The organism is Rufibacter hautae (genome assembly GCF_008271695.1).
Lineage (GTDB): Bacteria > Bacteroidota > Bacteroidia > Cytophagales > Hymenobacteraceae > Nibribacter > Nibribacter hautae.
On the sequence record NZ_VKKY01000002.1, the window covers coordinates 1,325,813 to 1,352,588 of the forward strand.

Sequence of the window (26,776 nt, forward strand, 5' to 3'; positions counted from 1 at the left end):
CTTCCTGCGGCGTACATTTGAGGCGGAGTAACCAGAAGTAGAGCACATGAAGATCGGAATCATCGGAGGCGGAATTGCCGGGCTGACGACAGCGATTGCCTTGCAACGGCTTGGCCTTACAACGCACGTGTTTGACGCCGCGCCCCGGTTTGAACCCGTGGGCGCCGGGCTGGCCCTGGCGGCTAATGCCATCAAGGGGTTTCAGCGCATCGGGATTGCCGAGGAAGTCATTGCCGAGGGCAACTGCCTGGACGGATTCCATATCTTTGACGAGCACGGCCGCCTTATCAACCGCACAGATAGCCGCAGAATCAGCGAAAAATACGGCCTGGACAACTTTGTCATTCACAGGGCGTCGCTGCACCGGGTACTGGTAAACCAATTGCCCGGCCATAATCTGCACCCTAACAAACGCGCCCTCAGCACCACTTCTACCCCTACCGGAATCACCGTTCATTTTCAGGATGGGAAACAAGAGACTTTTGACCATTTGCTGGTGTCAGATGGCATCAATTCCGCTATCCGGAAGCAGTTGCTGCCGCAGTCGGTGACCCGGTACGCGGGCTATACCTGTTGGCGCGCCATCATTGGCAATCCAGGGCTGGACAGCATTTACGCTTCTGAGACCTGGGGGAAGGCAGGCCGCGTAGGCTGGACCCCACTCAAGGGAAACAAAATCTACTGGTTTGCCTGCATCAACGCGCGGGAAAACGACCCCAACATGAAAGCCATGCGGGTAGAGGACCTGCAGCGTCATTTCCAGCATTACCACGCTCCCATTCCTGCGTTGTTCCGGCACACCAAATCCGAGGAACTGCTCTGGCACGATCTCCATGACTTGGCGCCTCTACCTCAGTTCGCGTTCCAAAATGTGCTGCTGCTGGGCGATGCCGGGCACGCCACCACCCCCAACATGGGCCAGGGCGCCTGCCAAGCCGTGGAAGACGCCATTGTCTTCGCCGATGAACTGAAGAAAGACTTTGACTTCAATCTGGCAGCCAAGCGTTTTGAGGCCCGCCGCATGCCCCGCACCCATTGGATCACCCGCCAGTCCAGGTTCCTGGGCGAAGTGGCCCAATCTGAGAACCAGTTGTACATAAAGGCCCGCAATTTTGCGCTGCGCCACCTGCCCACCTGGATCAATGACAAGCAACTGGAGAAAATCTACTCGGTGGATTTCTGACCTGCTTTCTTAAACTAAGGCCAAAACCGCAGTCAACGTTTAGAACCTATTTTCACAAAACCAGAAGGAAAACGGAGATGGCCACTTTTTGTAATTAGGGCCTCTGGTATTCCTTTGCGGGGCTCATTTGCCTGGCATCTGGTTCACCAACAAAGGTTTGCGTTTTACCCAACGAGGCTAATCCGCAGCAATCTGCCAACACTGCATGGGGAGTAGGCATAAATTGAGTAATATTGTAGTTCATTTTTCACCTAATACTTACCCTTGACTACGTCCGTGCCGGCTTTCAGACAGACGCAACGCGTCCTTGATGACGCTTTTGACCCTAGCTCCAGTGCCAGCGCCCACCTATACATCAGTTTCGGGGCCCATCGCATCCGATTGGGGGTGCTGGATGCCCAACGCAACAAGTTCGTGGCCTTGGAAGACTATGAGGCTGAAAGTCCTTCCTCGGTAGAGAACGCGATCTCGCAATTGCAACAGCTCCGCACCGTGACTCCCCTGCTGGAGGAAAGAAAATGGCAGCAAGTGCGCATCGGGATCAAGAATCAGCAATTCACGCTTATCCCGGAGGCCCTATTTGACCTGAATGCCCGCGAGGAATATTTGAAGCTGAACGCCGTGGTAGAGCCGGATCTGGAGGTAGTACACCACCATGAGCACCCTCGGTTAGAACTCATCAACGTGTTCACAGTGCCTGCTTCTCTGCAAGCCTGGTCAGGTGCCCAATTCCAGGGAAGCCCCGTGGAGTACGTGCACCAGACCTCGGCGTTGATGGAAGGGATTCTGCACATGGCGGAGCGCAGTTCACGACCCCAGCTATTCATCTACGTAGACAAAAACTACGTGACACTGGTGGTGCTGCAAGGCCTGAAACTGGAGTTCTGCAACTCTTTCTTTTTCACCTCCTCAGAAGACTTCATCTACTACGTGTTGTTTGTGCTGCAGGAAAAGAAAATGAACCCCGACCAGGACCAAGTAACCGTCTGGGGAGAATTGCTCCTGGACTCAAAACTACATGAGGTTCTCCGGACCTACATCCGCCACGTGCAGTTCGGGAAAAAGCCTACGGGCGTGGGGTTCAGTTACCGCTTTGATACTCTGTTCAACCACCGCAACTTTGACCTCTACAGCCTTCACTTTTGTGATTGAGAGAATGAGGGATTGAGTGAATGAAGGAAGGTAGAAGTGAAGGTTTATGGCCTGAAAAAGTAAAATCCACCAATATCTGATGAAAATAAAGAGGCGAGGCCGGTAAATTCAGTTTACCAACTTCGCCTCTTTATTTTTTACTTTATTCTCTCATTCTCTAAATCACTCCTTCATTACAGCGCAAACAGGAAGATGAAGAAGAGCGCGATCCAGATCACATCCAGGAACTGCCAGTAGCTGCGCAGCATCTGTACCTGCATGAGGCGGTAAGGGTCACGGTTGAAGATGAGCGACCGGATGGGGTCGGTAGAGGCTCTATTCACTTTCACGTAGAGGTAAGAGGCAAACGCCAATCCGCCGGCAATGTGCAGTAAGTGCAGGGCAGACAGAAGGTACAGGAAAGTGCCCGCCGGGTGCCCGTCAAAGAAAACCCTGGCCGAGGCCATTTCATACCAGGCCACAATCTGCGCCACGGCAAAGGCCATGCCCAGCACCAGAGACCACATGAGGCCTTTCTTCATTTGCCCCAAGTCATCCTGCAAGTAAAAACTAGGCACCTGCTGCATAAAGAACCCACTTATCAGAATCAGGACAGTACTTACAGAGAAAAGTTTAGGTAAGACAAAGGAAGTAGCAGAGACAGATTCCCCCGTTTTGTAGAGAAACATCACCGTGAGCATGAAAAACAACATCGCCATCCCGGCCATGCTCACATAAAGGAGCATTTTGAGGGGTGGTACCTTCTCTATCTTCTCAAAACTGGACATTTTGCCAGCGCCAATTTTATTTTGATTTTCAGATTTCATGACTTAAAAGTTCATTCGCCCTACATGCTTACGAGACTATTTGAAACACTTGCTTTTCTCTTCTGTATTACCTTGAAAATCAATAGAATGTTTACAGGTTTTCTCATATTTGATGCACTTTTCTGCAAGAACGTTGCATCCACCTATTTTTATATTAAATAATCCATTTTGGGCCTAAATTCAGGGCTGTTTAGGTAGCGGAGATCAGCTTCTTTTAAACCAGGACCCTACTTGCCCAAACACCGCGCTGGCGGTTATTCTGGGCATGTTCCCGGTCCCGAATTCAACGTATGTTTTGTTGTTGACGCGTACATCCACCACTATGCCGGCCCGCAGCATCCAGCCGTTCAGTTCCTTGGCTTTCTCCATCTTGGAAGCGAACCCGCCGCTGCTCTTGCCCGGGCCCGAAGGCGGCAATACATTCTGGAGCACCCGCTCCAAAGCCGGGTGGTCTTTGAAATTCACGATGACGTAATTTTCCTCGGCCACTACCAGCACATGGTCTTCCAGTACGGTGAGCACCAGTTTACCCGATATTTCAAACGGAAATGCATCCATAAGTTATGCCTGCTGAGAGCCAGTGGATTTCGTTTTGAGCGTGAGTTTGCCGTTGAGTTTCCATTGGCCGGGCTGGCCCGCGGGGCCTGGTCCCTGCACCGACATTTCCTGGAAATCCAGGGTGATGTCTGTTTGGTTGGCTTTTAGCTTTTCCAGGAGAAGGGCGGCCAGGTCAGAGAGTTTTTGAACGGGTTGGGTAGCGTTATCCATAGTCTTAAAGTTTGTTTGCAGATGGGGTTACAAAGACAAAAAATACGAAGCTTAAAACGCCTCGTTTCATTCCGTATTATAATTTGAAAAGTCCAATATATCTAAGCAGGGAGCAACTACGTATAAATAGCAGCTATCTACCCTGGTTTGGGGTAAACTCTATGAAAAAAAACTACTTCTATGTGCTAGGCCTGGTATGGCTTCTGGCTTCCGGCGTGGTGCCCCACCAGGTACTTGCCCAAAATTGCCTGCAACCCCTGGGTATGGCCAAAAACACCGAGTTCGTCTTCCAGGTAACTGACAAAGGACACAACAAGGGTACCCTCAACAACAAAGTGGTGCAACAGGTAACTGACCAGAAGGGCGATTACGTGACCACCTTCAAAACCGCCCGCAGAAACAAATCTAACCGGCCCGAGACCGCTGAGGAGTACCGCATCAGATGCGTCAATGATACCGTTTACTTGGATGCCATGCTGCTGCTCAGGGAACAGGTGATGAAAGCCTTTGAAGGAAAGGATTTTGACTTCACCCCCGTTGATATTGCCTATCCGCAGCAGATGAAAGTAGGCCAGAAATTGCCCGATGGAAAACTAGGCGTCAAGGTCCGCTCCTCTTCAGTAAATATAACCCAAATTTCCATGCTTGCAACAGACCGCACCGTGGAAGCCATGGAAAAAGTGACCACCCCAGCCGGCACCTTTGACTGCTATAAAATCACGTACAACTACGTGGTGGATCTAGATGCCATGGGCATGCCCCTGCGCGATGTGTTCAAGGTGGAGGAGTATTTCTCCCTAGAGCACGGCCTCATCAAATGCCAGTACTACAACAAGCGCGGGAAGAAAGGCAAAGGCCTGGAGCTCATCTCTAAGCGGAACGCTGCGCAGGCATTGCAGAAATAAACCTTTCTGTCTTTGTACCTTAGGCGAAGTTGAGTAGATTTACTCATGGTTAAATCCCACATCGCTATGAAAAAGCTCCTTTATCCTTCCGCATTGGTTTTGGCCCTACTTCTTGCAAACTGCGCCAGAAACCCAGAGACCCCTGGATCTGCCGCCAAGGCTGCTACCCAACCGGTGAAAACCTTCGGTACGAAGGTAACGCCTACCAACGCCATTACCGCCGCTCAGTTACCTGTCATGCTGGAGCGCCAGGACTCGGCGAAGGCCACTATCGCCACCAATGTGCTGGAAGTGTGCCAGGCCAAAGGCTGTTGGATGAAAGTAGCCGTGGAGGGGCAAGAACCCATGCGGGTTACCTTCAAGAACTACGCGTTCTTTATGCCCAAAGACATAGTAGGCAAGGAAGTGGTGTTTGAAGGCGTGGCTTTCAGGGATACCGTGAGTGTGGCAGACCAGCGCCACTTCGCGGAGGATGCCGGGCAAAGCAAAGAAGAGATTGCCGCCATCACCAAACCCAAAGCCTCTATCACGTTTGTCGCCTCGGGCGTTCAGGTCAAACAATAACCTTCAGGCAAATAAACTAAAGCCTCCGTTTCAGAGCTGTTTTATGAAAAACGGCTCTGAAACGGAGGCTTTGGTTTAAACGCGTCTTGAACTGGAAGAAAGCCTTGTTAATAGGATTACGTCAATTGCCGAAGAAGCCATTGCTCGGCCTGGGTTTGGTTTTCAAAAGCCCGCACGTTTAGGAGCGGCTCTTTCAATTGTTTCTGGAAGGAGTCAAAGGACCTCTGCCCGAAGATTCCCGGGGACAGGACATGGGCGAAGTAGCGCAGGCCCAAAGCGCTTGCGGCAGGTCCCCACTTGAAAGCCATGTACGGCACGGCCACCTCCCAGGGGCCAATCAGCTCGCGGTTGCTGTTGAGTAATCCGCGGGTAGGTTTTTCGCGCAGCATAGCCAGGATTTGGTTTCCGCCCATCACCACTGTTTCAAGCGTTTGGATCCCAATCCAGTTCACCAGGATGTACCCATCCAGGGGCAGCCATTGCGCCTCAAAATATACATCACCATTCGCTTTCTTGAGCTCCGTTTTATCCATGCACTTAATTTACCGCCTCCTGTCCAGCCTAATTTTGGGCAGAACAGTAAGAAAAACACCTTTTTGCTATCATGCTCAGGGATAGAACCAAGGCTATAAAAATTCTTTTATGGCGGCGATGGTTTCTTCCGGGGCACTCAGGTTAGGGCAATGGCCGGTGGCTTTCAGGAGTTTGAACTTGCTGTTGGCCACGTTCTTGTGCATGTACTCCCCTACGGGCAAAGGGGCGATCACGTCATCAGAACACTGCAGAATCAGGGTTTCTGTTTTAACGTTCTGCAGGTCGGCGCGGTTATCTGAGAGGAAAGTAATACGGGCAAATTCCTTGGCCACCTCAATGTTGCTTTGGCAGAAGCTCTGGGCAAGCTCCTGGCCTAGCTCTGGCCGGTCTTCGTTGCCCATGATCACGGGCGCAATGCTGTGCGACCAGTTCAGGTAATCGCTGTCAAGGGAAGCTAGCAGGCCATCAATACTCTCCTGGGTGAAGCCGCCGGTGTAGTCCTCGTCATTAATGTAGCGGGGCGATGGTCCGATCAACACCAATTTGGAGAACCTGGCGGGGTCAATGATGGAAGCGAGCACCCCAATCATGGCACTCACGGAGTGGCCCACAAAGATGACATCCTCCAACTCCAGTTCTTCGCAAATTTCCAGAATGTCTACCGCGTAGGATTGCAGCGAGGAATAACGCTCCAGAACATACGCTGAGGTATCTGCTTTCCCGAAGCCGACATGGTCAAAAAGGATGATCTTATACTCCTCCTCAAATGCGGGCGTAATGTAGCGCCACATATTCTGGTCACAGCCATAGCCGTGGGCAAACAGCATGGGCTTCTCCCCCCTGCCTTTGACTTGTACGTAATTTCTTTTGATCGCTTTCATGGTTAGGGGGGTAAGAAAGGGCAAGTACAAAAGTCCACCAGTGAAGGAGGGCGGCTTAAATATACGAATCTTCTATATAAGATTCTCTTTTAAGTCCTTTTTATCAAAACAGCCATGGTTCTGATTTTAAATCTGCCAAGTAAAGACTTGATAAAGTAAGGCTCTGATAATTAAGGGATTATTTACTTTAAAGCTTGTGATTAAAATTCTATCATAAAAGCAATATTAGGTCCACGGATGAAAACTGTTTTACCCATGATTCAAAGAAAACAGGACCAAAAAAGCTTTTAAAGGCTACGGTTCTTTACCTCTCGCTCCTGTAAATAAGCGAATGAAGCTCTACTAACCTTCCCCTAAAAGAAACAAAACTACCAGAAATTTTGCCCGTTTAACCTTGGACCAGAAGCACACGTTTTGGCTTTATAGGGCCATGAACCTGGTGCGGAACGGCGTAGCTGCCGGAGTTTGACATTATAAGTACACTGTATGGAATCTTTAAAAGGGAAAACTGCCCTCATCACGGGCGCTGGCAAGGGAATAGGGCGCGCGGTAGCCCTTGCGCTGGCGAAAGAAGGAGTAAACATAGGGTTACTGGCCCGCACGCAGAGCGACTTGGAGAAAGTGGCCGCTGAGATAGAAGCGCTTGGCGTAGAGACCTCCATCGTCACCGCCGATGTCACCCAAATCTACAGCGTGAACCATGCCGTGGAGCAGGTACAGCAGGAACTGGGCTTTATTGACATCCTCATCAACAACGCCGGCGTTGCTTCCTTCGGGAAGTTCCTGGACCTGGAGCCGGATCAATGGGAGCACATCATTAAGGTTAACCTGATGGGGCCTTACTATGTGACCCGTGCCGTGCTACCGGCCATGATCTCCAAGAAGACCGGCGACATTGTGAACATCTCCTCCACTGCCGGGCAACGCGGCTCGGCGGTCACCAGTGCCTACAGCGCCTCCAAATTCGGGTTAATAGGACTGTCTGAGTCGTTGATGCAGGAAGTCCGGAAGCACAACATCCGGGTGACCACCCTCACTCCCAGCACCGTGGCCACCGAGTTGGCCGTTGGCCTCAAACTCACCGACGGCAACCCCGAGAAAGTCATGCAGCCGGAGGATTTTGCGGAGTTTGTGGTGTGCCAGTTGAAACTGAACCGCCGGGTGTTCCTGAAAGATGCGGGCATCTGGTCCACCAATCCGTAGGGAACCAACATCGGCTACAAGCCGATCTAAAAAGAAAAGGGTTTCGGGGCTGTTTTATGGAAAACAGCCCCGAAACCCTTTTTAGCTAGACTTCAGTTTCTGTTTACTTGATCTAAAAGCCTTTCAGGTCTATGTCTCCGGTCTCCTGGGTGGAAATCACGCGCTTGGTTTGCTTCTGGATGATCTTGAAATGGTGCGCATCCTCGGGAGTTACCAGCGTGATCGCCTCTCCCGCCGATTCCGCCCTACCCGTACGACCGATCCGGTGGATGTAGTCTTTGGAGGAGCGCGGCAAGTCATAATTGATCACGTAGGGCAGGTATTGCACATCAATGCCTCTGGAAGCCAGATCAGTTGCCACCAGCACCGCCACTTTCCCTTTCTTGAACAAGGCCAAGGCCTCGGTGCGGGCGCCCTGGCTTTTACCGCTGTGCAGCGCCACCGCCTTGATCCCGTTATTGGCGAGTTTGGTCACCAGGTGATCGGCGCGCTGGGTAGCGGAGACGAACACCAGTACCTGCTGCATGTTGCGGTGCTTAATGAGATAGCGCAGGAACGGACCTTTTTTCTCGGTGGCCACCAGATAGGCCATTTCAGAGATGAGGGAGGGTCCGGAGGTTTCCTCTTCCTTGATTTCCACCAGGATGGGCTCATGCAGCAAAGTCTCCTGGATGGCGTTCACCTTATTATCCAGCGTGGCCGAGAACAGCAGATTCTGACGTCTTTTTGGTAAAAGGGCCAGAATCTGGCGCATCTCCTCCTCAAAGCCCAGGTTCAGCATTTTATCGGCCTCGTCCAAAACCAGCGTTTCCACTTCAGACAGATGCACCGCTTTAGATTCCACCAGATCCAGCAAACGGCCCGGCGTCGCCACCAGGATATCGGTCCCCTGCAACTTCATCATCTGCGGATTGATGGACACGCCCCCAAATACCGCCAGTGTCTTGATCTGAATAGGTATATGCGCGCTGAAGGACAGGAACACCTCCCCTACCTGCAAGGCCAGTTCCCGCGTAGGAACCAGGACCAGCGCCTTCACATAACGGTTCTTGAAAGCCCGGTTCGTCTGCATTTTGTCCAGGAGCGGCAAAGCGTAGGCTGCCGTTTTCCCCGAGCCCGTCTGCGCGATGCCCAACAGGTCCCGCCCATTCAGAATCTCCGGAATGGCGACTTTCTGCACCGGAGTGGGCTGAGGAAACTTCTGGGCGGCCACGGCTTTCACAATGGCGGGCGATAAACCTAACTCTGAAAAGGACATACTTTTGTCTTGAAGGAAATGGAAGCCCCAAAGATAGCCTTTAAAAACGGGTTCTGGATTGCTCAACCATCAGTGGCAGCCACAGCGGTACCACCAGGCGGAAAGCCCTTGATGATTTCCTGCACCAGCACCTCCGGGGAATGCACCACATCCAAAGACAAGGCATTGCGCGGCACTTCCAAAGTGTTCAGTTGGGAGGTCAGCAGCGTACCCGGCATGAAGTGCCCGGCCCGGGCGCTCAGCCGGCTCTGGAGTAAGGCCGGGTCGCCGTGCAGGAAGGTTATTTTAAGCTCATTTTTAAGGTTCTGCTGCAAAACCAGCCGGTACTTCTCTTTGAGCGCCGAGCAGGCCAGTACAATCTCTTGCCCCGCTTTTTCGGCTTCCTGCAGAAGTCCGTTCAGCTTTACAAGCCACTCTGAGCGGTCCTCGTCGGTGAGCGGTATGCCGCTGCGCATTTTCTCAATGCTGGGCGCCAGGTGGTAATCATCGGCGTCAAAGAAATGGAAGCCCAGTTCCTGCGCCAAAAGCTTTCCTACCGTGGTCTTTCCGCTCCCCGATACACCCATTACCATGTATGACATGTTCTGTTCTTATGTAAAATACACTAAAGTACCATAACCAGCATAGATGCCCAAGTGTTGTACTGGTTCCTTGCCCGTCAAAGTACCGAATTAGCCTAAAAAAAGAAAAAAGCACACCATAAGACTTTCTCTTTCAAGGTTGTCAGTTGTTTATTAGCCTGTTCTTCAATAGGTTAAATCATTTATAATATGTAATTTAAAGTATACTTCTACCACGTAAACCCCTCTGATTTTGGAAACAGAAACCTCTACCCTAAATCAATGGAGTGCGTGGAAGAAGCTATTGTTCCGGTTTTTCGCCCTCTACTTTGCTTTATACATTCTAGGTCCCTTGCTTTCGTCGTGGTGGGGTCCTTTGGTTAGTTTCTTGGCGAAGCATGTGTTGCTTATGGAGCAACCGGTAGTGGATACCCCTTCAGGCAGTGGGGATACCCTGTTTTACTACGTCCAGTTATTAGGGATTATTCTGCTGGCTTTGGTTGGGTTTATTGTTTGGACCCTCCTTGACAACAAGCGCAAAAACTACGATAGCCTATTCTATTGGGCAATGGTGCTGGTTAGATACTCCTTGGCCGCTACTTTGATAGGCTATGGCTTCGCCAAAATCTACAAAACACAATTTCTTTTTCCGGCCCCCAGCTATCTTTTTACGCCTTTGTGGCAAAGCTCCCCCATGGGTCTGGTTTGGAAATTCATGGGTTATTCTACGGGCTACAACTATTTCACGGGCTTTGCCGAGGCCCTGGGCGGAGTCTTACTGCTCTTCCGGCGGACAGCCACCTTTGGTGCGCTATTAGGGTTTGGGGTGATGGCAAACATTGTGGCCATCAACTTCTTCTATGATGTGCCTGTGAAAATATTTTCTTCGCACCTGCTGTTCATGGCGTTGTTTGTAGCGGCACCAGATCTAAAACGGCTTTTCACCTTCTTCTTCTTAAACAATCCAGTACCTGCAGCTACCCTGGCAGCGCCAGATTTCCAGAAAAAATGGATGCACCAGACGCACTTTTGGCTGAAGCTGTCACTCTTGTGCTACTTTGGGTATTCCACCATTGTCATGGGCTACCAACAGTATAAATCCTACACTACTTCAATCACGAAGGCACCTTTGCACGGTGCCTTTCAGGTAACAACATTTATCCTTAACGGAGATACCTTACCGCCTCTCACCACCGACACCATCCGCTGGAAACTGTTTCTGGTGAACAACGAAAATTCCATATCCGCCAGAATCATGAACGATTCCGTCCAGCGGTTAAAGGCAACGGTAGATACAACCCAGAAAAGCCTCTCCTGGTATTCGCCCTTGGATAGTACCCAAACCTCCAGCCTCCGGTACTATCAAACAAACAGTAATCTCCTCACGTTACGGGGGCACCTGAACAAAGACTCTGTCAAAATCGACCTCAGGAAAATCGATCTTCGAAAACTGCCGCTGGCCCGAAGAGGCTTCCATTGGGTGAATGAGGTTCCTTACAACCGCTAAAAATCTGGGGACCTTCATTATTGAAAAAGAGACGTTTTTTCAAAAACAGGCTTAAAGCAGAGACTTCCTCCTCTCCTGAATAGACAAGGCAAGCGCCCTTTTTCCTACCTTTGCTCAAAGACCAAAACACGCACCCATGCTTGAGCAGAACCCTGAAGCCCGCATCTTGGAGCTTACCCAACGCCTGAACTACCTCAACTACCAATATTACCAGAACAGCGTCTCAGAAGTGTCTGACTATGAGTTTGACCAGATGCTGAAAGAGCTGCAACACCTGGAAGAACAACACCCCGTTTTGCGCTCAGACAACTCCCCCACCCAGCGGGTGGGCGGCACCATCACCAAGAACTTCCCTACGGTCAAGCACAAATACCCCATGCTTTCTTTGGGCAACACCTACTCTGAGGAGGAGGTACGGGAGTTTGATACCCGCGTGCGCAAAGTGACCGGTGACCACGTGGAGTACGTCTGCGAACTCAAGTTTGACGGCGTGGCCATGAGCCTCACCTACACCAATGGGGCTCTCACCGCCGGTGTCACCCGCGGAGACGGCACCCGCGGCGATGACATCACCCCCAACGTGCGCACCATCCGCACCATTCCCCTGCACTTGCACGGAGAAGACATACCAGCGGAGGTAGAGGTACGCGGGGAGGTGTTCATGCCGTTCACCGTTTTTGAGGAACTGAACAAAGAGCGCGAAGAAATCGGCGAGGCCTTGATGGCCAACCCCCGCAACGCCACCTCGGGTACCCTGAAGTTGCAGGACTCCAAAGAAGTGGCCCGTCGCCGCCTGAGCATGTTCGCCTACAGTTTGCTCAGCACTCCTACCCTGTTTGACAGCCATTCCCAAAGCTTGGAAGCGTTGCAGCGGTGGGGACTGAACGTATCGCCTACTTGGCGCGTGTGCGGCACCATTGAAGAAGTGATGGACTTTATCCACGAATGGGAAACCAAACGCTTTGAGCTGCCCATCGCCACGGATGGCATTGTGGTGAAGGTGAATTCCTACGCGCAGCAAGAGGAACTGGGCTACACGGCCAAGAGCCCGCGCTGGGCCATGGCCTACAAATACAAAGCCATGGAAGCTGTCACCGATCTGCTGGGCATTGAGTACAACGTGGGCCGTACCGGCGCTGTCACCCCCGTGGCGCTTATGAAACCGGTTCTGCTAGCCGGCACCACCGTAAAACGCGCCTCCTTGCACAACGCGAACGAGATCGAGCGTTTAGGCCTGAGAATCGGGGACAAAGTAGTAGTGGAGAAAGGCGGCGAGATCATCCCGAAAGTAACGGCGGTTAAAACCGAATTACGCCCCGAAAACGCCGAAGCGATTGTCTATCCTACCATCTGCCCGGCCTGTACTACCGCCTTGGTCCGTACCGAGGGGGAAGCCAACCATTACTGCCCCAACGAGAAAGGCTGTCCGCCGCAGGTGAAAGGTAAACTGGAGCACTTCATCAGCCGCAAGGCCATGAACATCATGAGTCTGGGCGAAGGCAAGATTGAACTGCTGGTGGAACAAGGCCTAGTCACTAGCCCCGACCACCTGTATGACCTTACTTATGACACCCTGTTCGGGTTGAAGAAGACCTTTGTGAACGAGGAAACCGGTAAAAGCCGCGTGGTCACGTTCCAGAAAACCACCGTGGAGAACATCCTCAAAGCGTTGGAAAACTCCAAAGAAGCACCTTTTGACCGCGTGCTGTTTGCCTTGGGCATCCGGTTTGTAGGCAATACCGTGGCCCAGAAACTGGCCCAGCACTTCCGGAACGTAGACGCCCTGCGCGCCGCCACTGAGGAAGAACTCATTGCGGTGCCCGAAATTGGGGGCCGCATTGCCGCTTCGGTGCGGGAGTATTTCCAGGATGTGGCCAACGTGCATTTGGTGGAGCGCCTGCGCTTTCATGGCCTGCAGTTAGACTTGGGCGAGGTAGCCGTGGTAGAGCCGCAATCAGATAAACTGGCGGGCCTTACTTTCGTGGTGTCGGGGGTGTTCTCCGGCTACTCCCGCGAGGAACTGCAGGATACCATTGTGGCCAACGGCGGGAAGATTGTCTCGTCTATCTCCAAAAAGCTCTCTTACCTGGTAGCCGGCGACAAAATGGGCCCGAGCAAACTAGAGAAAGCCACCACCTTGGGCGTGAAGATTGTGTCTGAAGAGGAATTCAACCAGATGTTGGCTTAAGCTGACAAAGGCAGAAACTACAGATGGTTTGACAACCCGCCGTTGATCTACGGTAGAGGTTAGGAGCCACTGATTTAAGATAAAACCCGTTTAGGGGCTGCTTTCTGCAAAACAGCCCTTAAACGGGTTCTTTGTTTCTGCTTCATCAGGCATTTGGTTTGAATTTCTATAAGCCGTTGAAAGCATTGGAGCCTACTAGGCAATAAAATAGTACAAAAAGTGTAACGCTATGCTATCAGTCTCGTTCGTTTAGGAAACTGCGTAGACAATAACATTATGACTTTCAAACCCCTGCCAATTGAGAAGAATAAGGAAGGACAGGTGCGCACCGTGGGCTTTGAATTGGAGTTCGCGAATGTGGGCATCAATGAATGCCTGGAGATTGTCCAGGTGCTGTACGGAGGCGAGATAGAATGGGAAAACCGCTTTTCGGCGAAGCTGGTGAATACGCGCCTGGGAGATTTCAGCGTGGAGATAGACCTGAAGCTGCTGACGGAGAAACAGTACAAAGCGCTTTTTGAGAAGCTGAACATAAATGTGGAGCACATCAAATTTGGAGAGGAGACTTTGGAAAATCTCATAGATGATACCCTGGAGGCCGTGATCCAGAAAGTGATTCCGTATGAAATTGGCGTGCCGCCTCTCCCCTATGACCAACTGGAGCAATTGGAGGTTTTGCGGCAGAGCCTGTATGAGCACCACGCCAAGGGCACTGAGGCTTTCATCACCAACGCCTTCGGGACGCACATCAACGTGGAAATCCCTGATACCGAACCAACTACCATTCTGCGGTACATACGGGCGTTTCTGCTTTTGTACCCCTGGCTTTTGGAAGCCGGCGAAACCGATTTTGCCCGCAAGAACCTCACCTCGTTCATCAATCCTTTTCCCGCTGAGTACAACCAACTGGTCCTGGATCCGGCGTACACGCCCACCTTGGAGCAACTCATTGACGACTACCACCAGTACAACCCAGACCGGAACCGTCCGTTGGATATGTACCCGCTCTTTGCCCACGTGAGGCCTGACCAAGTAAACCAATTCACCAATTTGGGTAGCGTAAAAGCCAGAAAGACTTTCCATTACCGGCTGCCCAACTCCTGCGTCTCAGACCCAACCTGGACTTTGGCCCAGGAATGGAACAACTGGGTAGTAATAGAAGAACTGGCCAATGACCCAGACCGGATTACCCAGATGAGCAAAGAATACCTCAACCTGAAAGAGAATACACTTATCGGGTTTGAGAAAAAATGGTGCAAACAAACCGAGCAGTGGCTACCGTAAAGCAGACCAACCCTAAGATTCACCGCAACAGGCCTACCATTGGCATCACCGGCCCTGACAAGGGAGGCGAGGTGGCGTGGGTTTTCACGGCCTTCGGGGTATTGCTGGCCGGTGGCCGACCTGTGCACATCACCCCTTCTAACCCCCGCACCGCCGATGGGCTGCAGGGCCTCATTGTGGGCGGCGGCGCCGATGTGAACCCGCAGACCTACCAGCAGGAATCGGTGTTCCAGGAGTACCTCAAACGCACGCTCCAGAACCCTAAGAAAAACTTCTTCCAGCGCATCTGGCGTTTCACCCGCTGGATCTATTACCCCGCCCTGTTTTTCGTGCGCAAACTCTTCAGCCGCAAGCCGCAGTGGTCCCTGGACCATGACCGCGACCATCTGGAGTTTCAGCTCATAGACCAGGCCGTAAAGAAAAATCTGCCGGTGCTGGGTATCTGCCGTGGCTCTCAGCTTTTGAATGTGTATTTCAGGGGAACCCTGCACCAGGACATCAGCAATTTCTACAAGGAAGAGCCTAACCCGTCCAGCGTTTTCCCGGTGAAGAAAGTCAGCTTTAAGCCCGGCAGTAAGTTGGCGCAGATTGTAGGTGTGACTAAGCTCAAAGTGAACGCCCTGCACCACCAGGCGGTGGACACTCCGGGCAAAGGCCTGGAGATAGTGGCCAAAGAATCGAACGGAGTGGTGCAGGCCATTGAACATGTGAGCCGGGATTTTATCATGGGCGTGCAATGGCACCCTGAATACCTTCCCCGCCGGCAGGAACAACGCCGGCTCTTCCAGGCCCTGGTGCAGAAAGCCCGCGAAGTGAACCGGCAGATTGAAGAACCAGACATGGCTGCCGCCCTGGCCCAACCCCGTGATGCCGCCCTGGTTTCCCTGGACCAACAAGTGGCCGAAAGCACCGAAAAAAGCACCCTGTAAGTTTCACCTGCGAAAGCTTTCCTTCTAATGGCAAAGTGATAGCCGCTTTAGCCTTGATTTGGTAAAAACAGCCTAAAAACAAAAAAAGCGGCCGGATATAATCCGGCCGCTTTTCCTTTCTACTAAATCAATTAAACAACTAAACCTTAAGTTTCACTTACTATAACAACCAGCCTTTGAGCAGATTGTTTATAGGTGGCTTAATTTATTTCTTACAAAATACGCATTTCTATGCGGCGGTTAAGCTGGCGGTTCTCTTCTGAGGTGTTAGGGGCGTCTGGTTGGGTTTGACCGTAGCCTTTGGCCTGGAAGATAAAGGCCGGAGCGCCTTTGGAGACCAGGTATTTTACCACCGCTTTGGCCCTGGCCTCGGAGAGTTTCTGGTTGGCGGCGGGCTGGCCCACGTTATCGGTGTGGCCGGCAATCTCCACCTGTATCTTGGGGTTGGCCTTCAGGAACTGGAAGATTTTGTTCAGCTCCGTCTGGGACTCAGGACGAAGTTCGGCCTTACCGGTGTCAAAGAAGATGTTGCTGAGCACGGCTTTCGCGCCTTTGCCCAAGGGTTGCAGGTAGAAATCCAGCGCCAGCGGCGCAGAGGTGGAGGTCGCCGAGATGTGGCGGCTTTCCAGCACGTGGTTGGGCGCCGTCACGTACAAAGCGTACCGCTGCTTCTGGTTCAGGACGATGGTGTACGCCCCCGAACTTCCGTCTGAGTTCACCTGCTGCGAGATCACGCTGGCCGAATCCAGGTCATACACCTGCACCGTGGCTTTGAGCGGTTTTTTGGAAACAGCATCAAAAACGCGGCCCTGGGCAAAGGAAGAAACCGTTTTGCTTTTCCAGACCTCGGGCACCTCAAACTGCAGCAAGGCCACTTCGACTTTGGTCCCGGCCACGGCCTGACCTGAGTAATAGCCGGTTTTGTTGTCAGGGGAAATAAAGATGGAGCTTTCGTCGCGGTGGGTATTCAGCGGGTAGCCCATGTTCTGGGGCGTTCCCCAGCCGTTTTTCTCCCGGTTTACCTTAAACAGATCCAAACCGCCCATGCCCTGCAACCCATCAGTAGCGAAGTACAGCGTGTTGCCGCTCGCGTGCAGGAAAGGTGAGTTCTCGCGGCCAGTGGTGTTTACCTTCGGACCCAAGTTCACGGGCAGGCTCCAGTTGCCGTCCTCCTGCTGTTTGGTCACCCAGATGTCTTCGCCACCCTGCCCGCCCTTGCGATTAGAGGCAAAGTAAATGGTGCGTCCATCCGCTGACAGGCTGGGCTGGGAATCCCAGGAACTGGTGTTCACGGTGCGGCCCATGTTCTTGGGTTTGCTCCACTCATTGCCCTCGCGGTAGCTGATGTATAGGTCGCAGGAGCCGTAAGAATCCTGGCGGTTGCACGAGGTGAAGACTAATACCCGGCCATCGCCGGAAAGCGAAGCGGCCCCCTCGTTCAACTCTGAATTGATGGCTTCTGAAATAGGAACCGCTGCCTGCCACTGCCCGTCCTTGCGCGAGGCCAGGTACAGGTTCTCATCGTCCAGGTCACCGCTGCCGTTCCGGGCAGTGAAAAGGAGGGCCTGTTGGTCGGCGGTGAGCACCGGAGAATACTGTAGGTTGAATTTGTTTACGCCCTCGCCCAGGGGTTGAGGCTTGAAGTCTACCGGTGTTTTGATGGCGTACTGAGCAAACTTGGCATTTTCCAGCTGCTGAGTCGCGCGCTGCATTTGCCGGCTGTTCTTCTTCCCGAACTGGACGTAGTGCTGGTAATACGTGGAGGCGTTTTCATACTGGCCGCGGGTAAACGCCAGATCGGCGTAATTGTAGTAATCCGCGGAGCGGCCGGGTTTCAATTCCATCTGGGCCAATCCCCGCCGGTAATACTGGTAGGCCTCCTCTTCTTTCTGCAGGATGCGGTACAAACCGGCCGCTTCCAGGTACGCCTCGCCGAAGGTAGAATCCCGCTTCACGGCATCATTGAACGCCACCAGGGCCTTCTCAAAATCGCGGGCCTGAATGTATTTCAATCCTTCCTGGTAGGCGTTCTGGGCTTTCTTGTTGGCAGACCCCTCGGCTGGTTTCTGGGCGGTGGCCGGCGCAGTTAGCTGCAAAAAGAAAATGATGAAAAGGCAAAGAAGCGGGAGACGCGGCATGGGTTAGGGGATATTCAGGAATTTATGGGTTTGCAGGGAAATGCGCCATTTGGGGTTGCTTTTCACATACTCCACTATCTGGGGCATCATCACATCGGCTTTGCTCCACTCGGGTTGCAGGTAGAGGCGCGTGTTGGGGCCCACCATGGCGGCATGTTCCTCGGCCCAGGCAAAATCGCTTTTGTTGAACACAATCACCTTCAGCTCTCCGGCATGCGGCTGCACGCTGGGGTGCGGGCCCTTGAATTTCTTAGGCGAAAGGCAGATCCAGTCCCAGGTGCCGCTTAAAGGGTACGCCCCTGAGGTTTCTATGAACGTCTGGATGCCGCGTTTCTGCAGCTCTGAGGTAAGGTAATCCAGGTTGTAGATCAAGGGCTCACCGCCGGTCACCACCACGGCTTTGCCGGGGTACTGCTCGGCCTGTTGTACAATCCAATCGGTATCGGTGAGGGGGTGCAGGTTCGCATCCCATGATTCTTTTACGTCACACCAGTGGCACCCAATGTCGCAGCCGCCCAGCCGGATGAAGTAGGCGGCTTTGCCGGTGTGGTACCCCTCGCCCTGGATGGTGTAAAAGTGTTCCATCAAAGGCAGTTTGGTGCCGTCTTTGGGTACGGTGTGCACTGAGGCAATCTTGATATCTGCTGTCGCTTCCAATTTCTGAGTAATAAGCTAATCTGTTTAGGAGCCGTTTTCTTGAAAACTGCCTTTAAACGGAATTGTTGTAAAAGCCCAACATCTATTCAACGGTATAAGTTGCCGCACAAGCTCTGTTTACTGAGCTGGCTTTTGGTTGGGGCCGCAAAGTTAACTATTCCTTCCCAGAGTTGCAGGTCGGCTTTTTCCCGCTGCTTACACCGGCCAAATAAAGTTTTTTCATCTTTTAAGTTTGTCCTTTGATAATTTTTCAGATATTGCCGGCACCAATGCCTAAAACTCTCAACATAGTATCCCTTTTGCTTTCTCCTTCTGTTCAGGAGACGGGTACTGGTGTGTTGGCGTTTTCCATTACCACCTGCATTATCACGATTACCCCTCCGGGGGTATAGCTGCACATATCGTCCCTTCCAAAGGCCTTGTTCTACCGGGTCTCTTCGGCCAATGGCCGGAAATCACCGTAACAATAATCGTGTTCTAAAAGCCTGACCATATGCTGGTTTTGAAATTTGGAGGTACCTCCGTGGCCAATGCCGGGGCCATCCGGCAGCTGATCTCCATTCTGCAGGAGAAAAACAACCCTAAAATGCTGGTGGTGGTCTCCGCCATGTCCAAAGTCACCGATCTGCTCATCAGCCTGTACCAGAAGGCCGCCGACCATGATGTCACCTACCTGGAGCTTCTTTCCCAGTTGGAGGGCAAGCACATGGAGGCCATTGAGGACCTGGTGCCCATGAGCCAGCAGATTGACATCAAAGGTCGCATCAAGATGATTTTCCGGGAACTGGAAGACGTTTGCCGCGGCATTTACCTCTTGGATGAACTCAGCGACGGCACCAAGGCCCGGGTCATGGCCTACGGCGAGCGGCTGTCCTCGGCCATTGTATCTGTGGCGTTCCAGCACCACGGCCTTCCCAATGCACTGGTAGACAGCCGCGACTTCATCCAGACCGATAGCAACTTCCTCAACGCCAAGGTAAACCTCAAAGCCACCTACGCGCTTATGCGCGAGAACCTACCGCAGGCGAACCTCATTGTGGCCCCCGGTTTCATCGCCCGCTCCGTGGATGGCAAGACCACGGTCCTGGGCCGCGGCGGCTCTGATTACACCGCTTCTCTGTATGCCGCAGCTTTAAATGCTGATCTGCTGGAGATCTGGTCTGACGTGGACGGCATGTACACCACCGATCCACGCAAAGCCGCCGCAGCTTACTCCATTAAGGAACTTAGTTACGAGGAAGCCATGGAGCTGGCGTATTTCGGGGCGAAGGTTTTGTACCCGCCCACCATTGCGCCTTTAGTGGCGGCCAAGATTCCGCTGGTGCTCAAGAACACCTTTAACCCGGCCCATAAAGGAACGCTCATCTCCGCGAACCCCGCCCCTAGCCAGCAAAATGTAAAAGGTATTTCCTGCATTGACCACATTGCGGTGCTTACCATCAGCGGAAGCGGCATGGTGGGCGTGCCCGGCGTGGCCATGCGGATGTTCAAGGCCGTGGCCCTGGAGTGCATCAACGTTTATTTCATTACCCAGTCGTCCTCAGAGCAAAGCATCACCATTGGCTTGGCTGAGGCCGAAGGAGAAAAAGCTGCGCAGGCCATCACCGAGGAGTTTGCCGGTGACATTGAACAGGGACAGCTGAACCCGGTGAGCGTAGAGACGCCCATGAGCATTGTAGCCATTGTAGGAAACGGCATGGTGCAGCAACCTGGCATCGCGGGCAAGGCTTTCTCGTTGTTGGGCGACCACCACATCAATATCAGGGCCATTGCCCAGGGAGCCACCGAGCGGATTATCTCCGTAGTCCTGAACACCAATGACGCTCACCGCGCCGTGAACCTGCTCCACGACCGGTTCTTCGTCACCGTCCCTGAGAAACCAACTGCCACGCTGGCTTAAATGCTTTATCCCACGTTTTCTGAATTCACCTTAAAAACCAAGAACTAAACCGATAACCAGACCTCTACTTTTTGGGTAGTTACCGTCTGACACCCTGTTACAGCGCCTTACCTATGGATAACAACAATTTTGTCAAAGCCTATGCCCCGGCCACCGTGGCCAATGTGTGTTGCGGCTTTGACGTGCTGGGGTTTGCCCTGGACGCTCCCGGAGATGAAGTGTGGGCCCGTAAAACTGAAGCCCCGGGCATCACCATCTCGGCCATCCACGGCATTGCGGGACTTTCCTCCGATGCCAAGGAGAACGTGATTGGTGTGGTAGCCCAGAAAATGCTGGAGGATTTGAACATTACCCATGGGCTGGAGTTGCAATTGCACAAAGGCATGCCCGTGGGTAGTGGTTTGGGCAGCAGTGCCGCCAGCTCAGCCGCGGCCGCCTTCGCTGTGAACGCTTTGTTGGGTTCACCCTTCACTACCCAGGAACTGGTGATGTACGCCATGGAAGGCGAACGCAAAGCCTCTGGTTCTGCCCACGCCGACAATGTGGCCCCTTCCCTGCTGGGCGGTTTTGTGTTGGTGCGGGACTACGAGCCACTGGATGTAGTGCCGTTGGGGGTGCCGCTGGAATTGTACTGCACCATCCTGTACCCACAGATAGAACTCAAGACTTCGCTCTCGCGCAGCATCCTAAAACAGGAAATCCCGCTTAAAAAAGGCATCCGGCAGTGGGGAAATCTGGCGGGTTTAATGGCCGGTTTACTGAAAAAAGACTATAATCTCCTCTCGCGGAGTTTGCATGACGAGATCTTTGAACCAGAGCGCTCAGTGCTTATTCCTTTGTTTAAGCAGGTGAAAGAAGCTGCCCTGGCCGCTGGTGCTTTGGGCGCCGGGATCTCGGGCTCGGGTCCGTCCATTTTTGCTTTGTCGGCAACGCTGGAGCAGGCTCAATCGGTAAAAGAAGCCATGGAAAGTGTTTACGCCGGCAGCGGAATTGAAACCAAAACGTATGTATCACAGGTGCCAGACCAGGGAGTACGCTTGGTGGCCCAGTCAACCTTCCAACCCGCCGTATCGCTATGAACTACTACAGCACCAATGACTACGCCGCCCAAATGAGTTTCAAGGAAGCGGTCATCAAAGGATTGCCGAAGGACAAAGGACTCTTCTTCCCGCATGAGATTCCTACCCTTGGCGAGGACTTTTTTGAGTCGCTCCCCAGCCTATCGCTGCCCGAGATCGCTTTTGAAGTCCTGCAGCCGTATGTCACTCCGGACATAACCCCCGAGGACCTCCGGAAGATCTGCGGCGAGGTATTCACTTTCCAGATTCCGCTGGTGGAAGTGGAAAAAGACGTTTATGCCTTGGAGCTGTTCCACGGACCTACCTGCGCCTTCAAAGACGTGGGCGCCCGATTCATGTCCCGCTGCTTGCAAGCCTTCGCGGAGCCTGACCGTCCGGTCACCGTGTTGGTGGCTACTTCCGGAGACACCGGCAGCGCCGTGGCCAATGGGTTCCTGGGCTTGGAGAACATTGACGTAGTGGTGGTCTATCCGCAGTTTGGCGTGAGTGAGATCCAGGAAATGCAGTTCACCACGCTGGGGCAGAACACCAGCGCCGTAGGCATTGAAGGCACCTTTGACGATTGCCAAACCCTTGTTAAACAGGCTTTTTCAGACGAAGACTTAAACCAGAAAAAGAACCTCTCCTCGGCCAACTCCATCAACGTGGCGCGGTGGCTTCCGCAGATGGTGTACTTCTTCCATGCCTGGGGCCAATGGAAAAAACTGAATCCTGATGCCGCTGAAATCACCATCTCGGTGCCCAGCGGAAACTTCGGGAACCTGGCCGCCGGGTTGCTGGCCCGCCAGATGGGTCTACCCATTACCTACTTTGTAGCCGCCACCAACCGCAACCGCATTGTGCCCAACTACCTGGAGACCGGCGAGTATGCTCCCGCCCCATCCGTGGCTACCATCGCCAATGCCATGGATGTAGGAAACCCAAACAACTTCCCGCGCATCCAGGAGTTATTCCGCCACGAATTAGAGGCAATGCAGCAGGTGGTGAAAGGCTTCTGGGCTGATGACGAGGAAATCAAAGGCACCATTAAACTGGTGCATCAGGAAAACGGCTATTTATTGGACCCACACGGTGCCATTGGGTACCTGAGCTTGCGCCAGTTACTACCCGAACTGAAAACACCAGGTATTTTCCTGGAGACTGCCCATCCTGCCAAGTTCAAAGAAAGCATGGAAAAAGTCTTAGGCCAGGAAATAGAGTTACCAGAGCAACTGAAGGTCTTCCAGGGACGGCAGAAACAAGTCACCGATATGCCCAATGATTTTGCCGGGTTCAAGCTGCTTTTGATGCAGGAGCACAAAGAAGGAACCCTGTAGAAGCCTTTTAATGCTTATTTTTAGAATATAGCCTCTAAACGGAAAAGCCTCACCATTTAAGAATGGTGAGGCTTTTCCGTTTTATTAAGGGCTTATGAGTAGACTTCATTCTTGGCTGCCCGCAAGGTGTTCTTCAGCAGCATGGAGATGGTCAGTGGCCCTACACCGCCGGGAACCGGGGTGATGTAGCTGCATTTAGGGGCTACTTTTTCAAAATCCACGTCGCCGCGCAAGCGCCAGCCCCTCTCGCGGGTGGCATCGGTGACGCGGGTGGTGCCTACGTCAATGACTACGGCACCTTCTTTTACCATGTCCTCGGTGATGAGCCCTGGTTTGCCCACGGCCACGATGAGGATATCGGCCTGTCGGGTGTGGTGCGCCAGATCCACGGTGTTGCGGTGGCAGATGGTGACAGTGGCCTCGCCTGGCAGAGTGCATTTGCTCATGAGGATGCTAATGGGTGTTCCCACGATGTTGCTGCGGCCCACCACCACGCAGTGTTTGCCTTTGGTGTCAATGTTGTAGCGCTCCAACAGTTGCATGATGCCGTAGGGCGTAGCAGGCAGATAAGCCGGAAGGCCCGCCACCATGCGACCTACGTTCACCGGGTGGAACCCGTCCACGTCTTTCTTATAATCCATTACCTCCAGCACTTTGTCTGAGCTGATGTGTTTGGGCAGCGGTAACTGCACAATCAGGCCGTCTATCTCGGCATCCTCGTTTATCTCTTTGATCTTGGCTAGCAGGACTTCTTCGGTGATATCGGTCTCGTAATGGAGCAAGGTAGAGGCAAATCCAACACGCTCGCAGGCCAGAACTTTGTTGTTTACATACGTCATTGAACCACCGTCCTGGCCCACTAAAATAGCGGCTAAGTGTGGCACCTTTCCTCCTTGTTCTTTGATGTGGGCAACTTCTGCGGCAATCTCGCTTTGGATGGCTTCAGAGGTTTTCTTTCCGTCTAAAAGGGTCATGGGTAAGAGAATGAGAGATGATACGAAGCGCAAAAGTACAAGCCAACTTGGAAAGTGCCTCGGGTTTTATGACTTATTTCCTGAGCCTGAGTTATATGTAAGAAAAAAGATATTTCAGTTTGGTCCAGTGCAAGTCCCTCGGCAGTTAAGGCCTTCTATGTCTGCTACTTTGTAGTTCTTTAGGGAAAAACAGCCCTAAAACAGGAACAGCGAAAAGCCTTGAGGAAAAGCATCTGCCAATGTTTTATACTGCGATTAGGTTGATCTGTCTTAGGTTTCCATCACCTAGCGCCGATACAAGAGTAACGGCAAAAGAAAATCCCTTTCGAGGCGGTTTTTGTAAAAACAGCCCCAAAAGGGATTTAGGTTATTGGTGCTCAGAGAGATTAATGCACGTCCACCGGCACGTTGGTGTTCTTCTTGAACTTTTGCAGGTACAAGAGCGGAATGGAGCAGAGCATGATCATGCCTGATACCCAGAACGCGTCGGTGTAGGACAAGAGCGCGGTCTGTTTCATCACCATTCCTTCAATGGCTTTGTAGGCGGCTTTCTGCGCATCCATGAACGTGTAGCCTTTGCTCAGGAAGTTCTGCATGAGGCCTTGTAGCCGTTGCGTGAACACCGGGTTGTACTCGTTGATGTTCACCAGCAGGTTGTTGCGGTGGAAACCGGAGCGTACGTGGATGAGCGTGGTCAAAGCCGCAATCCCGAAGGAGCCGCCCAGTTGCCGCATCATGTTGTTCAACCCGGTCCCCTGCCCTACTTCCGCGCCTTTCAAATCCTGAATCGCCAGCGTGGTCAAGGGCACGAACAGCAAGGCCATCCCGATACCCCTGATCGCCAGCGGCCAGAAGAAGTCTTCGGTGCCCGAGAGCAAGGTGGAGTGGTTCATCATCATCGCGAAGACAAAGAACAGCAGCATGCCTCCGGTAGCCATGAACTGGGCCGGAACGCCGCGCTGCAGCATCTTGCCAATAAAAGGCATCATCATGATGGTGAACAAACCACCCGGCAACAGCAGCTTACCCGATTGCTGCGCCGTGAAGCCCAGCAAGCCTTGCGTGAACACCGGGAACACGAACATGGAGCTGTACAACCCGAAGCCTAGCACAAACGAGGTGAACATGCCCACGGAGAAACTCCGGTGGCGCATGATCTTGAAGTTCACAATGGGGTACTCAAACGTGAGCTCGCGCCAGATGAAGAGCAGCGTCCCGATGAGCGCCGTGGCCGACAGCACAATGATGTAGGTGGCGGCAAACCAATCCTCGGTCTCGCCTTTCTCCAGCACAATCTGCAGACTTCCCACCGCAATGGCCAGGAGCGCAATGCCCCACCAATCCACCGGTTTACCTCCCAGCTCGCGCGGGGTTTTCTTGATGAACAGGTACGTAGCAATAGAGGCCAGAATCCCTACCGGAATGTTCACGTAGAATATCCAGGGCCAGGAGTAGTTATCGGTGATGTACCCCCCGATGGTGGGTCCCAACGTGGGTCCCACCACGGCGCCCAGTCCGAACAAAGCGGTCGCGGTTCCTACCTGTTCCTTAGGCCAAGCCTCCAGCAGGATGGATTGGGAGGTGGACAACAATCCGCCCCCGGCCAACCCTTGAAGGATTCTGAAGATCACCAGTTCTTCCAGGCTGGTCGCGTTTCCGCAAAGGAACGACACCGTGGTAAACACGATGATGGAGAACAGAAAGTAGTTCTTCCGGCCAAAGCGGCTGCCTAACCACCCCGACATAGGCAGGATGATCACGTTGGCTACCGCGTAACCCGTCACAATCATGGCCACGTCTTCCAGCGTCGCGCCCAGGTTACCCTGGATCTGCGGCATGGCCACGTTCACGATGGTGGTGTCAATGAGTTCCAGCAGTGCCGCCGAGATCACCGTAATGGTGATGGCCCATTTTTTTAATCCAGTTTCAGCCATGGCTTATTCTTGCGTCAGGACCGATGTTTTCACGCTCATGCCGGGGCGCAGTTTCTTCATCAGTTCAGGAAAAGCTTTGATTTTGATTTTCACGGGCACGCGCTGAACCACTTTCACGAAGTTACCGGTCGCATTGTCCGGCGGCAGCAGAGAGAACTTGGCGCCGGTGGCGGGTGAGAAGTTGTAGATCTCCCCTTCTACATTGGCCTCGGGGAAAGCGTCTACCTCAATCTTCACCTTCTGTCCCTCGCGGATTTTCTCTAGTTGGGTTTCCTTGAAGTTGGCGGTCACGAAGATGCTGTTGTCGTTCACAATGGAGAACAGGCTCTGGCCGGCTTGCACCAACTGGCCTTTCTGCACATTTTTCTTGGACACAATGCCGCTGGCCGGTGCCGTGATGGTGGTGTAAGACATCTGCAGTTTGGCAAAGTCCACATCGGCCTGGCGCTGGTTTACGCTGGTATTGGTCACGGCCAACTGTGAGCGAGTGGTACCCACCTGCTGCAAAGCGGCTTTGTATTGGTCCTGCGCCGCCTGGTAGTTCGCCTGGGCTACGTCGCGGTCAGCTTTTGCCTGGTCAAACTGCTGCTGCGTGATAGAGCCGTCTTTGATCAGGTTCGCGAAACGGTTGTAGTCCTGGGTCGCTTTCCAGAGGCGTACGCGGGTCGCCTCAATGTTGGCCTTGGCAGTAGTGGCCGAGGCAGCCGTGGCGGTGATCTGGGCCTGGTTGACGCCGGTGCTGGCGCTGGCACCTTGTGATGCGGCCAAGGCCTGCTCTACTTTAATGGCGTAGTCACGGTCGTCCAGTTTCACCAGTACCTGGCCTTGCGTTACGTGGGTGTTTTCCTCAAACATAATGGTATCCACGTAGCCGCTCACGCGCGCCACCACCGGACTAATGTCCGCATCGATCTGGGCGTCATCAGTGTCTTCGTGCTTGCTGAAATACAGGTATTCTTTCACGCCAAAGAATCCGCCAATGATCAGGACCAGGCCTAAAATGATGGGAATTACTTTGTTCGATTTCTTTTTCTCAGTTTCCATTTGGGTTGTATG

Annotated in this window: 24 protein-coding genes; 12 read left to right on the plus strand and 12 right to left on the minus strand. The window is 52.9% G+C overall.

Annotated elements, in window-relative coordinates; translation table 11 throughout:
* Positions 1-46: 46 nt before the first annotated feature.
* Together FOA19_RS14345 and FOA19_RS14350 are read left to right on the plus strand one after the other, a co-directional pair.
* Positions 47-1,183, plus strand: a complete 1,137-nt coding sequence (locus tag FOA19_RS14345; RefSeq protein WP_149091472.1) for an FAD-dependent monooxygenase — start codon at positions 47-49, stop codon at positions 1,181-1,183.
* A 264-nt stretch (positions 1,184-1,447) separates the two neighbouring features.
* The gene (locus tag FOA19_RS14350; protein ID WP_149091473.1) at positions 1,448-2,335 is read left to right on the plus strand and encodes a DUF3822 family protein; all 888 of its coding nucleotides are present in this window, start codon (positions 1,448-1,450) and stop codon (positions 2,333-2,335) included.
* Between the two features lie 173 nt (positions 2,336-2,508).
* On the opposite strand, the gene FOA19_RS14355 is transcribed toward FOA19_RS14350, so the two are convergent.
* From FOA19_RS14355 to FOA19_RS14365, 3 genes are all read right to left on the minus strand, one after another.
* Positions 2,509-3,141: a cytochrome c oxidase subunit 3 gene (locus tag FOA19_RS14355; RefSeq protein WP_149091474.1), complete on the minus strand. Its 633-nt coding sequence runs from the start codon at positions 3,139-3,141 to the stop codon at positions 2,509-2,511.
* Positions 3,142-3,345: 204 nt separating this feature from the next.
* A complete protein-coding gene (locus tag FOA19_RS14360; RefSeq protein ID WP_149091475.1) occupies positions 3,346-3,699 on the minus strand; it encodes a hypothetical protein in 354 nt (117 codons plus the stop codon).
* A 3-nt stretch (positions 3,700-3,702) separates the two neighbouring features.
* Positions 3,703-3,909, minus strand: a complete 207-nt coding sequence (locus FOA19_RS14365) for a hypothetical protein (protein WP_149091476.1) — start codon at positions 3,907-3,909, stop codon at positions 3,703-3,705.
* Positions 3,910-4,070: 161 nt separating this feature from the next.
* On the opposite strand from FOA19_RS14365, the gene FOA19_RS14370 reads away from it, so the two are divergent.
* Both FOA19_RS14370 and FOA19_RS14375 read left to right on the plus strand, forming a co-directional pair.
* Positions 4,071-4,814, plus strand: coding sequence for a TapB family protein (locus tag FOA19_RS14370; RefSeq protein ID WP_149091477.1), 744 nt, complete (start codon positions 4,071-4,073; stop codon positions 4,812-4,814).
* A 66-nt stretch (positions 4,815-4,880) separates the two neighbouring features.
* Positions 4,881-5,378 (plus strand): DUF4920 domain-containing protein, encoded by a 498-nt coding sequence (locus FOA19_RS14375; RefSeq protein WP_190300408.1) that lies wholly within the window; start codon positions 4,881-4,883, stop codon positions 5,376-5,378.
* A 116-nt stretch (positions 5,379-5,494) separates the two neighbouring features.
* Here FOA19_RS14375 and FOA19_RS14380 read toward each other — a convergent pair whose 3' ends face one another.
* Complete coding sequence (locus tag FOA19_RS14380; protein WP_149091479.1) at positions 5,495-5,911, minus strand: hypothetical protein; 417 nt, start codon at positions 5,909-5,911, stop codon at positions 5,495-5,497.
* A gap of 93 nt (positions 5,912-6,004) precedes the next feature.
* Positions 6,005-6,793 (minus strand): alpha/beta fold hydrolase, encoded by a 789-nt coding sequence (locus tag FOA19_RS14385; RefSeq protein WP_149091480.1) that lies wholly within the window; start codon positions 6,791-6,793, stop codon positions 6,005-6,007.
* A 486-nt stretch (positions 6,794-7,279) separates the two neighbouring features.
* On the opposite strand from FOA19_RS14385, the gene FOA19_RS14390 reads away from it, so the two are divergent.
* A complete protein-coding gene (locus FOA19_RS14390; protein ID WP_149091481.1) occupies positions 7,280-7,996 on the plus strand; it encodes a 3-ketoacyl-ACP reductase in 717 nt (238 codons plus the stop codon).
* 112 nt (positions 7,997-8,108) lie between these two features.
* Here the strand turns inward: FOA19_RS14390 and FOA19_RS14395 are convergent, their stop codons facing one another.
* Both FOA19_RS14395 and FOA19_RS14400 read right to left on the minus strand, forming a co-directional pair.
* Positions 8,109-9,254, minus strand: a complete 1,146-nt coding sequence (locus FOA19_RS14395; RefSeq protein ID WP_149091482.1) for a DEAD/DEAH box helicase — start codon at positions 9,252-9,254, stop codon at positions 8,109-8,111.
* A gap of 62 nt (positions 9,255-9,316) precedes the next feature.
* Positions 9,317-9,835 (minus strand): gluconokinase, encoded by a 519-nt coding sequence (locus FOA19_RS14400; protein WP_149091483.1) that lies wholly within the window; start codon positions 9,833-9,835, stop codon positions 9,317-9,319.
* A 388-nt stretch (positions 9,836-10,223) separates the two neighbouring features.
* Here FOA19_RS14400 and FOA19_RS14405 point away from each other — a divergent pair, with 388 nt between their 5' ends.
* From FOA19_RS14405 to FOA19_RS14420, 4 genes are all read left to right on the plus strand, one after another.
* Complete coding sequence (locus FOA19_RS14405) at positions 10,224-11,321, plus strand: hypothetical protein (protein ID WP_149091484.1); 1,098 nt, start codon at positions 10,224-10,226, stop codon at positions 11,319-11,321.
* Between the two features lie 136 nt (positions 11,322-11,457).
* On the plus strand, positions 11,458-13,509 hold the full coding sequence (ligA, locus tag FOA19_RS14410; protein ID WP_149091485.1) for an NAD-dependent DNA ligase LigA: 2,052 nt from the start codon (positions 11,458-11,460) through the stop codon (positions 13,507-13,509).
* A gap of 276 nt (positions 13,510-13,785) precedes the next feature.
* Positions 13,786-14,793, plus strand: a complete 1,008-nt coding sequence (locus FOA19_RS14415) for an amidoligase family protein (RefSeq protein ID WP_149091486.1) — start codon at positions 13,786-13,788, stop codon at positions 14,791-14,793.
* Positions 14,781-15,722: a gamma-glutamyl-gamma-aminobutyrate hydrolase family protein gene (locus tag FOA19_RS14420; protein ID WP_223808906.1), complete on the plus strand. Its 942-nt coding sequence runs from the start codon at positions 14,781-14,783 to the stop codon at positions 15,720-15,722. The genes FOA19_RS14415 and FOA19_RS14420 overlap by 13 nt, the downstream gene beginning before the upstream one ends.
* Before the next feature lie 212 nt (positions 15,723-15,934).
* On the opposite strand, the gene FOA19_RS14425 is transcribed toward FOA19_RS14420, so the two are convergent.
* Both FOA19_RS14425 and FOA19_RS14430 read right to left on the minus strand, forming a co-directional pair.
* Positions 15,935-17,860 carry an OmpA family protein gene (locus FOA19_RS14425; RefSeq protein ID WP_223808907.1) on the minus strand — a complete coding sequence of 642 codons (1,926 nt, stop codon included), beginning with the start codon at positions 17,858-17,860 and terminating at the stop codon, positions 15,935-15,937.
* Positions 17,861-17,863: 3 nt separating this feature from the next.
* A complete protein-coding gene (locus tag FOA19_RS14430; protein ID WP_149091956.1) occupies positions 17,864-18,445 on the minus strand; it encodes a 7-carboxy-7-deazaguanine synthase QueE in 582 nt (193 codons plus the stop codon).
* A gap of 565 nt (positions 18,446-19,010) precedes the next feature.
* Here FOA19_RS14430 and FOA19_RS14435 point away from each other — a divergent pair.
* The 3 genes from FOA19_RS14435 to thrC all read left to right on the plus strand — a co-directional run bounded on the left by FOA19_RS14435 (position 19,011) and on the right by thrC (position 22,812).
* Positions 19,011-20,417: an aspartate kinase gene (locus FOA19_RS14435; protein WP_149091488.1), complete on the plus strand. Its 1,407-nt coding sequence runs from the start codon at positions 19,011-19,013 to the stop codon at positions 20,415-20,417.
* Between the two features lie 113 nt (positions 20,418-20,530).
* Entirely contained in the window at positions 20,531-21,496 is a 966-nt protein-coding gene (locus tag FOA19_RS14440) for a homoserine kinase (protein WP_149091489.1), read from the plus strand.
* Positions 21,493-22,812, plus strand: a complete 1,320-nt coding sequence (gene thrC / locus FOA19_RS14445) for a threonine synthase (RefSeq protein ID WP_149091490.1) — start codon at positions 21,493-21,495, stop codon at positions 22,810-22,812. The genes FOA19_RS14440 and thrC overlap by 4 nt, the downstream gene beginning before the upstream one ends.
* A 92-nt stretch (positions 22,813-22,904) precedes the next feature.
* Here the strand turns inward: thrC and FOA19_RS14450 are convergent, their stop codons facing one another.
* The 3 genes from FOA19_RS14450 to FOA19_RS14460 form a co-directional block, all read right to left on the minus strand.
* Positions 22,905-23,786: a bifunctional 5,10-methylenetetrahydrofolate dehydrogenase/5,10-methenyltetrahydrofolate cyclohydrolase gene (locus tag FOA19_RS14450; protein ID WP_149091491.1), complete on the minus strand. Its 882-nt coding sequence runs from the start codon at positions 23,784-23,786 to the stop codon at positions 22,905-22,907.
* 386 nt (positions 23,787-24,172) lie between these two features.
* Positions 24,173-25,720, minus strand: a complete 1,548-nt coding sequence (locus FOA19_RS14455) for a DHA2 family efflux MFS transporter permease subunit (protein ID WP_149091492.1) — start codon at positions 25,718-25,720, stop codon at positions 24,173-24,175.
* Between the two features lie 3 nt (positions 25,721-25,723).
* Complete coding sequence (locus tag FOA19_RS14460) at positions 25,724-26,764, minus strand: HlyD family secretion protein (RefSeq protein ID WP_149091493.1); 1,041 nt, start codon at positions 26,762-26,764, stop codon at positions 25,724-25,726.
* Between the last annotated feature and the right edge of the window lie 12 nt (positions 26,765-26,776).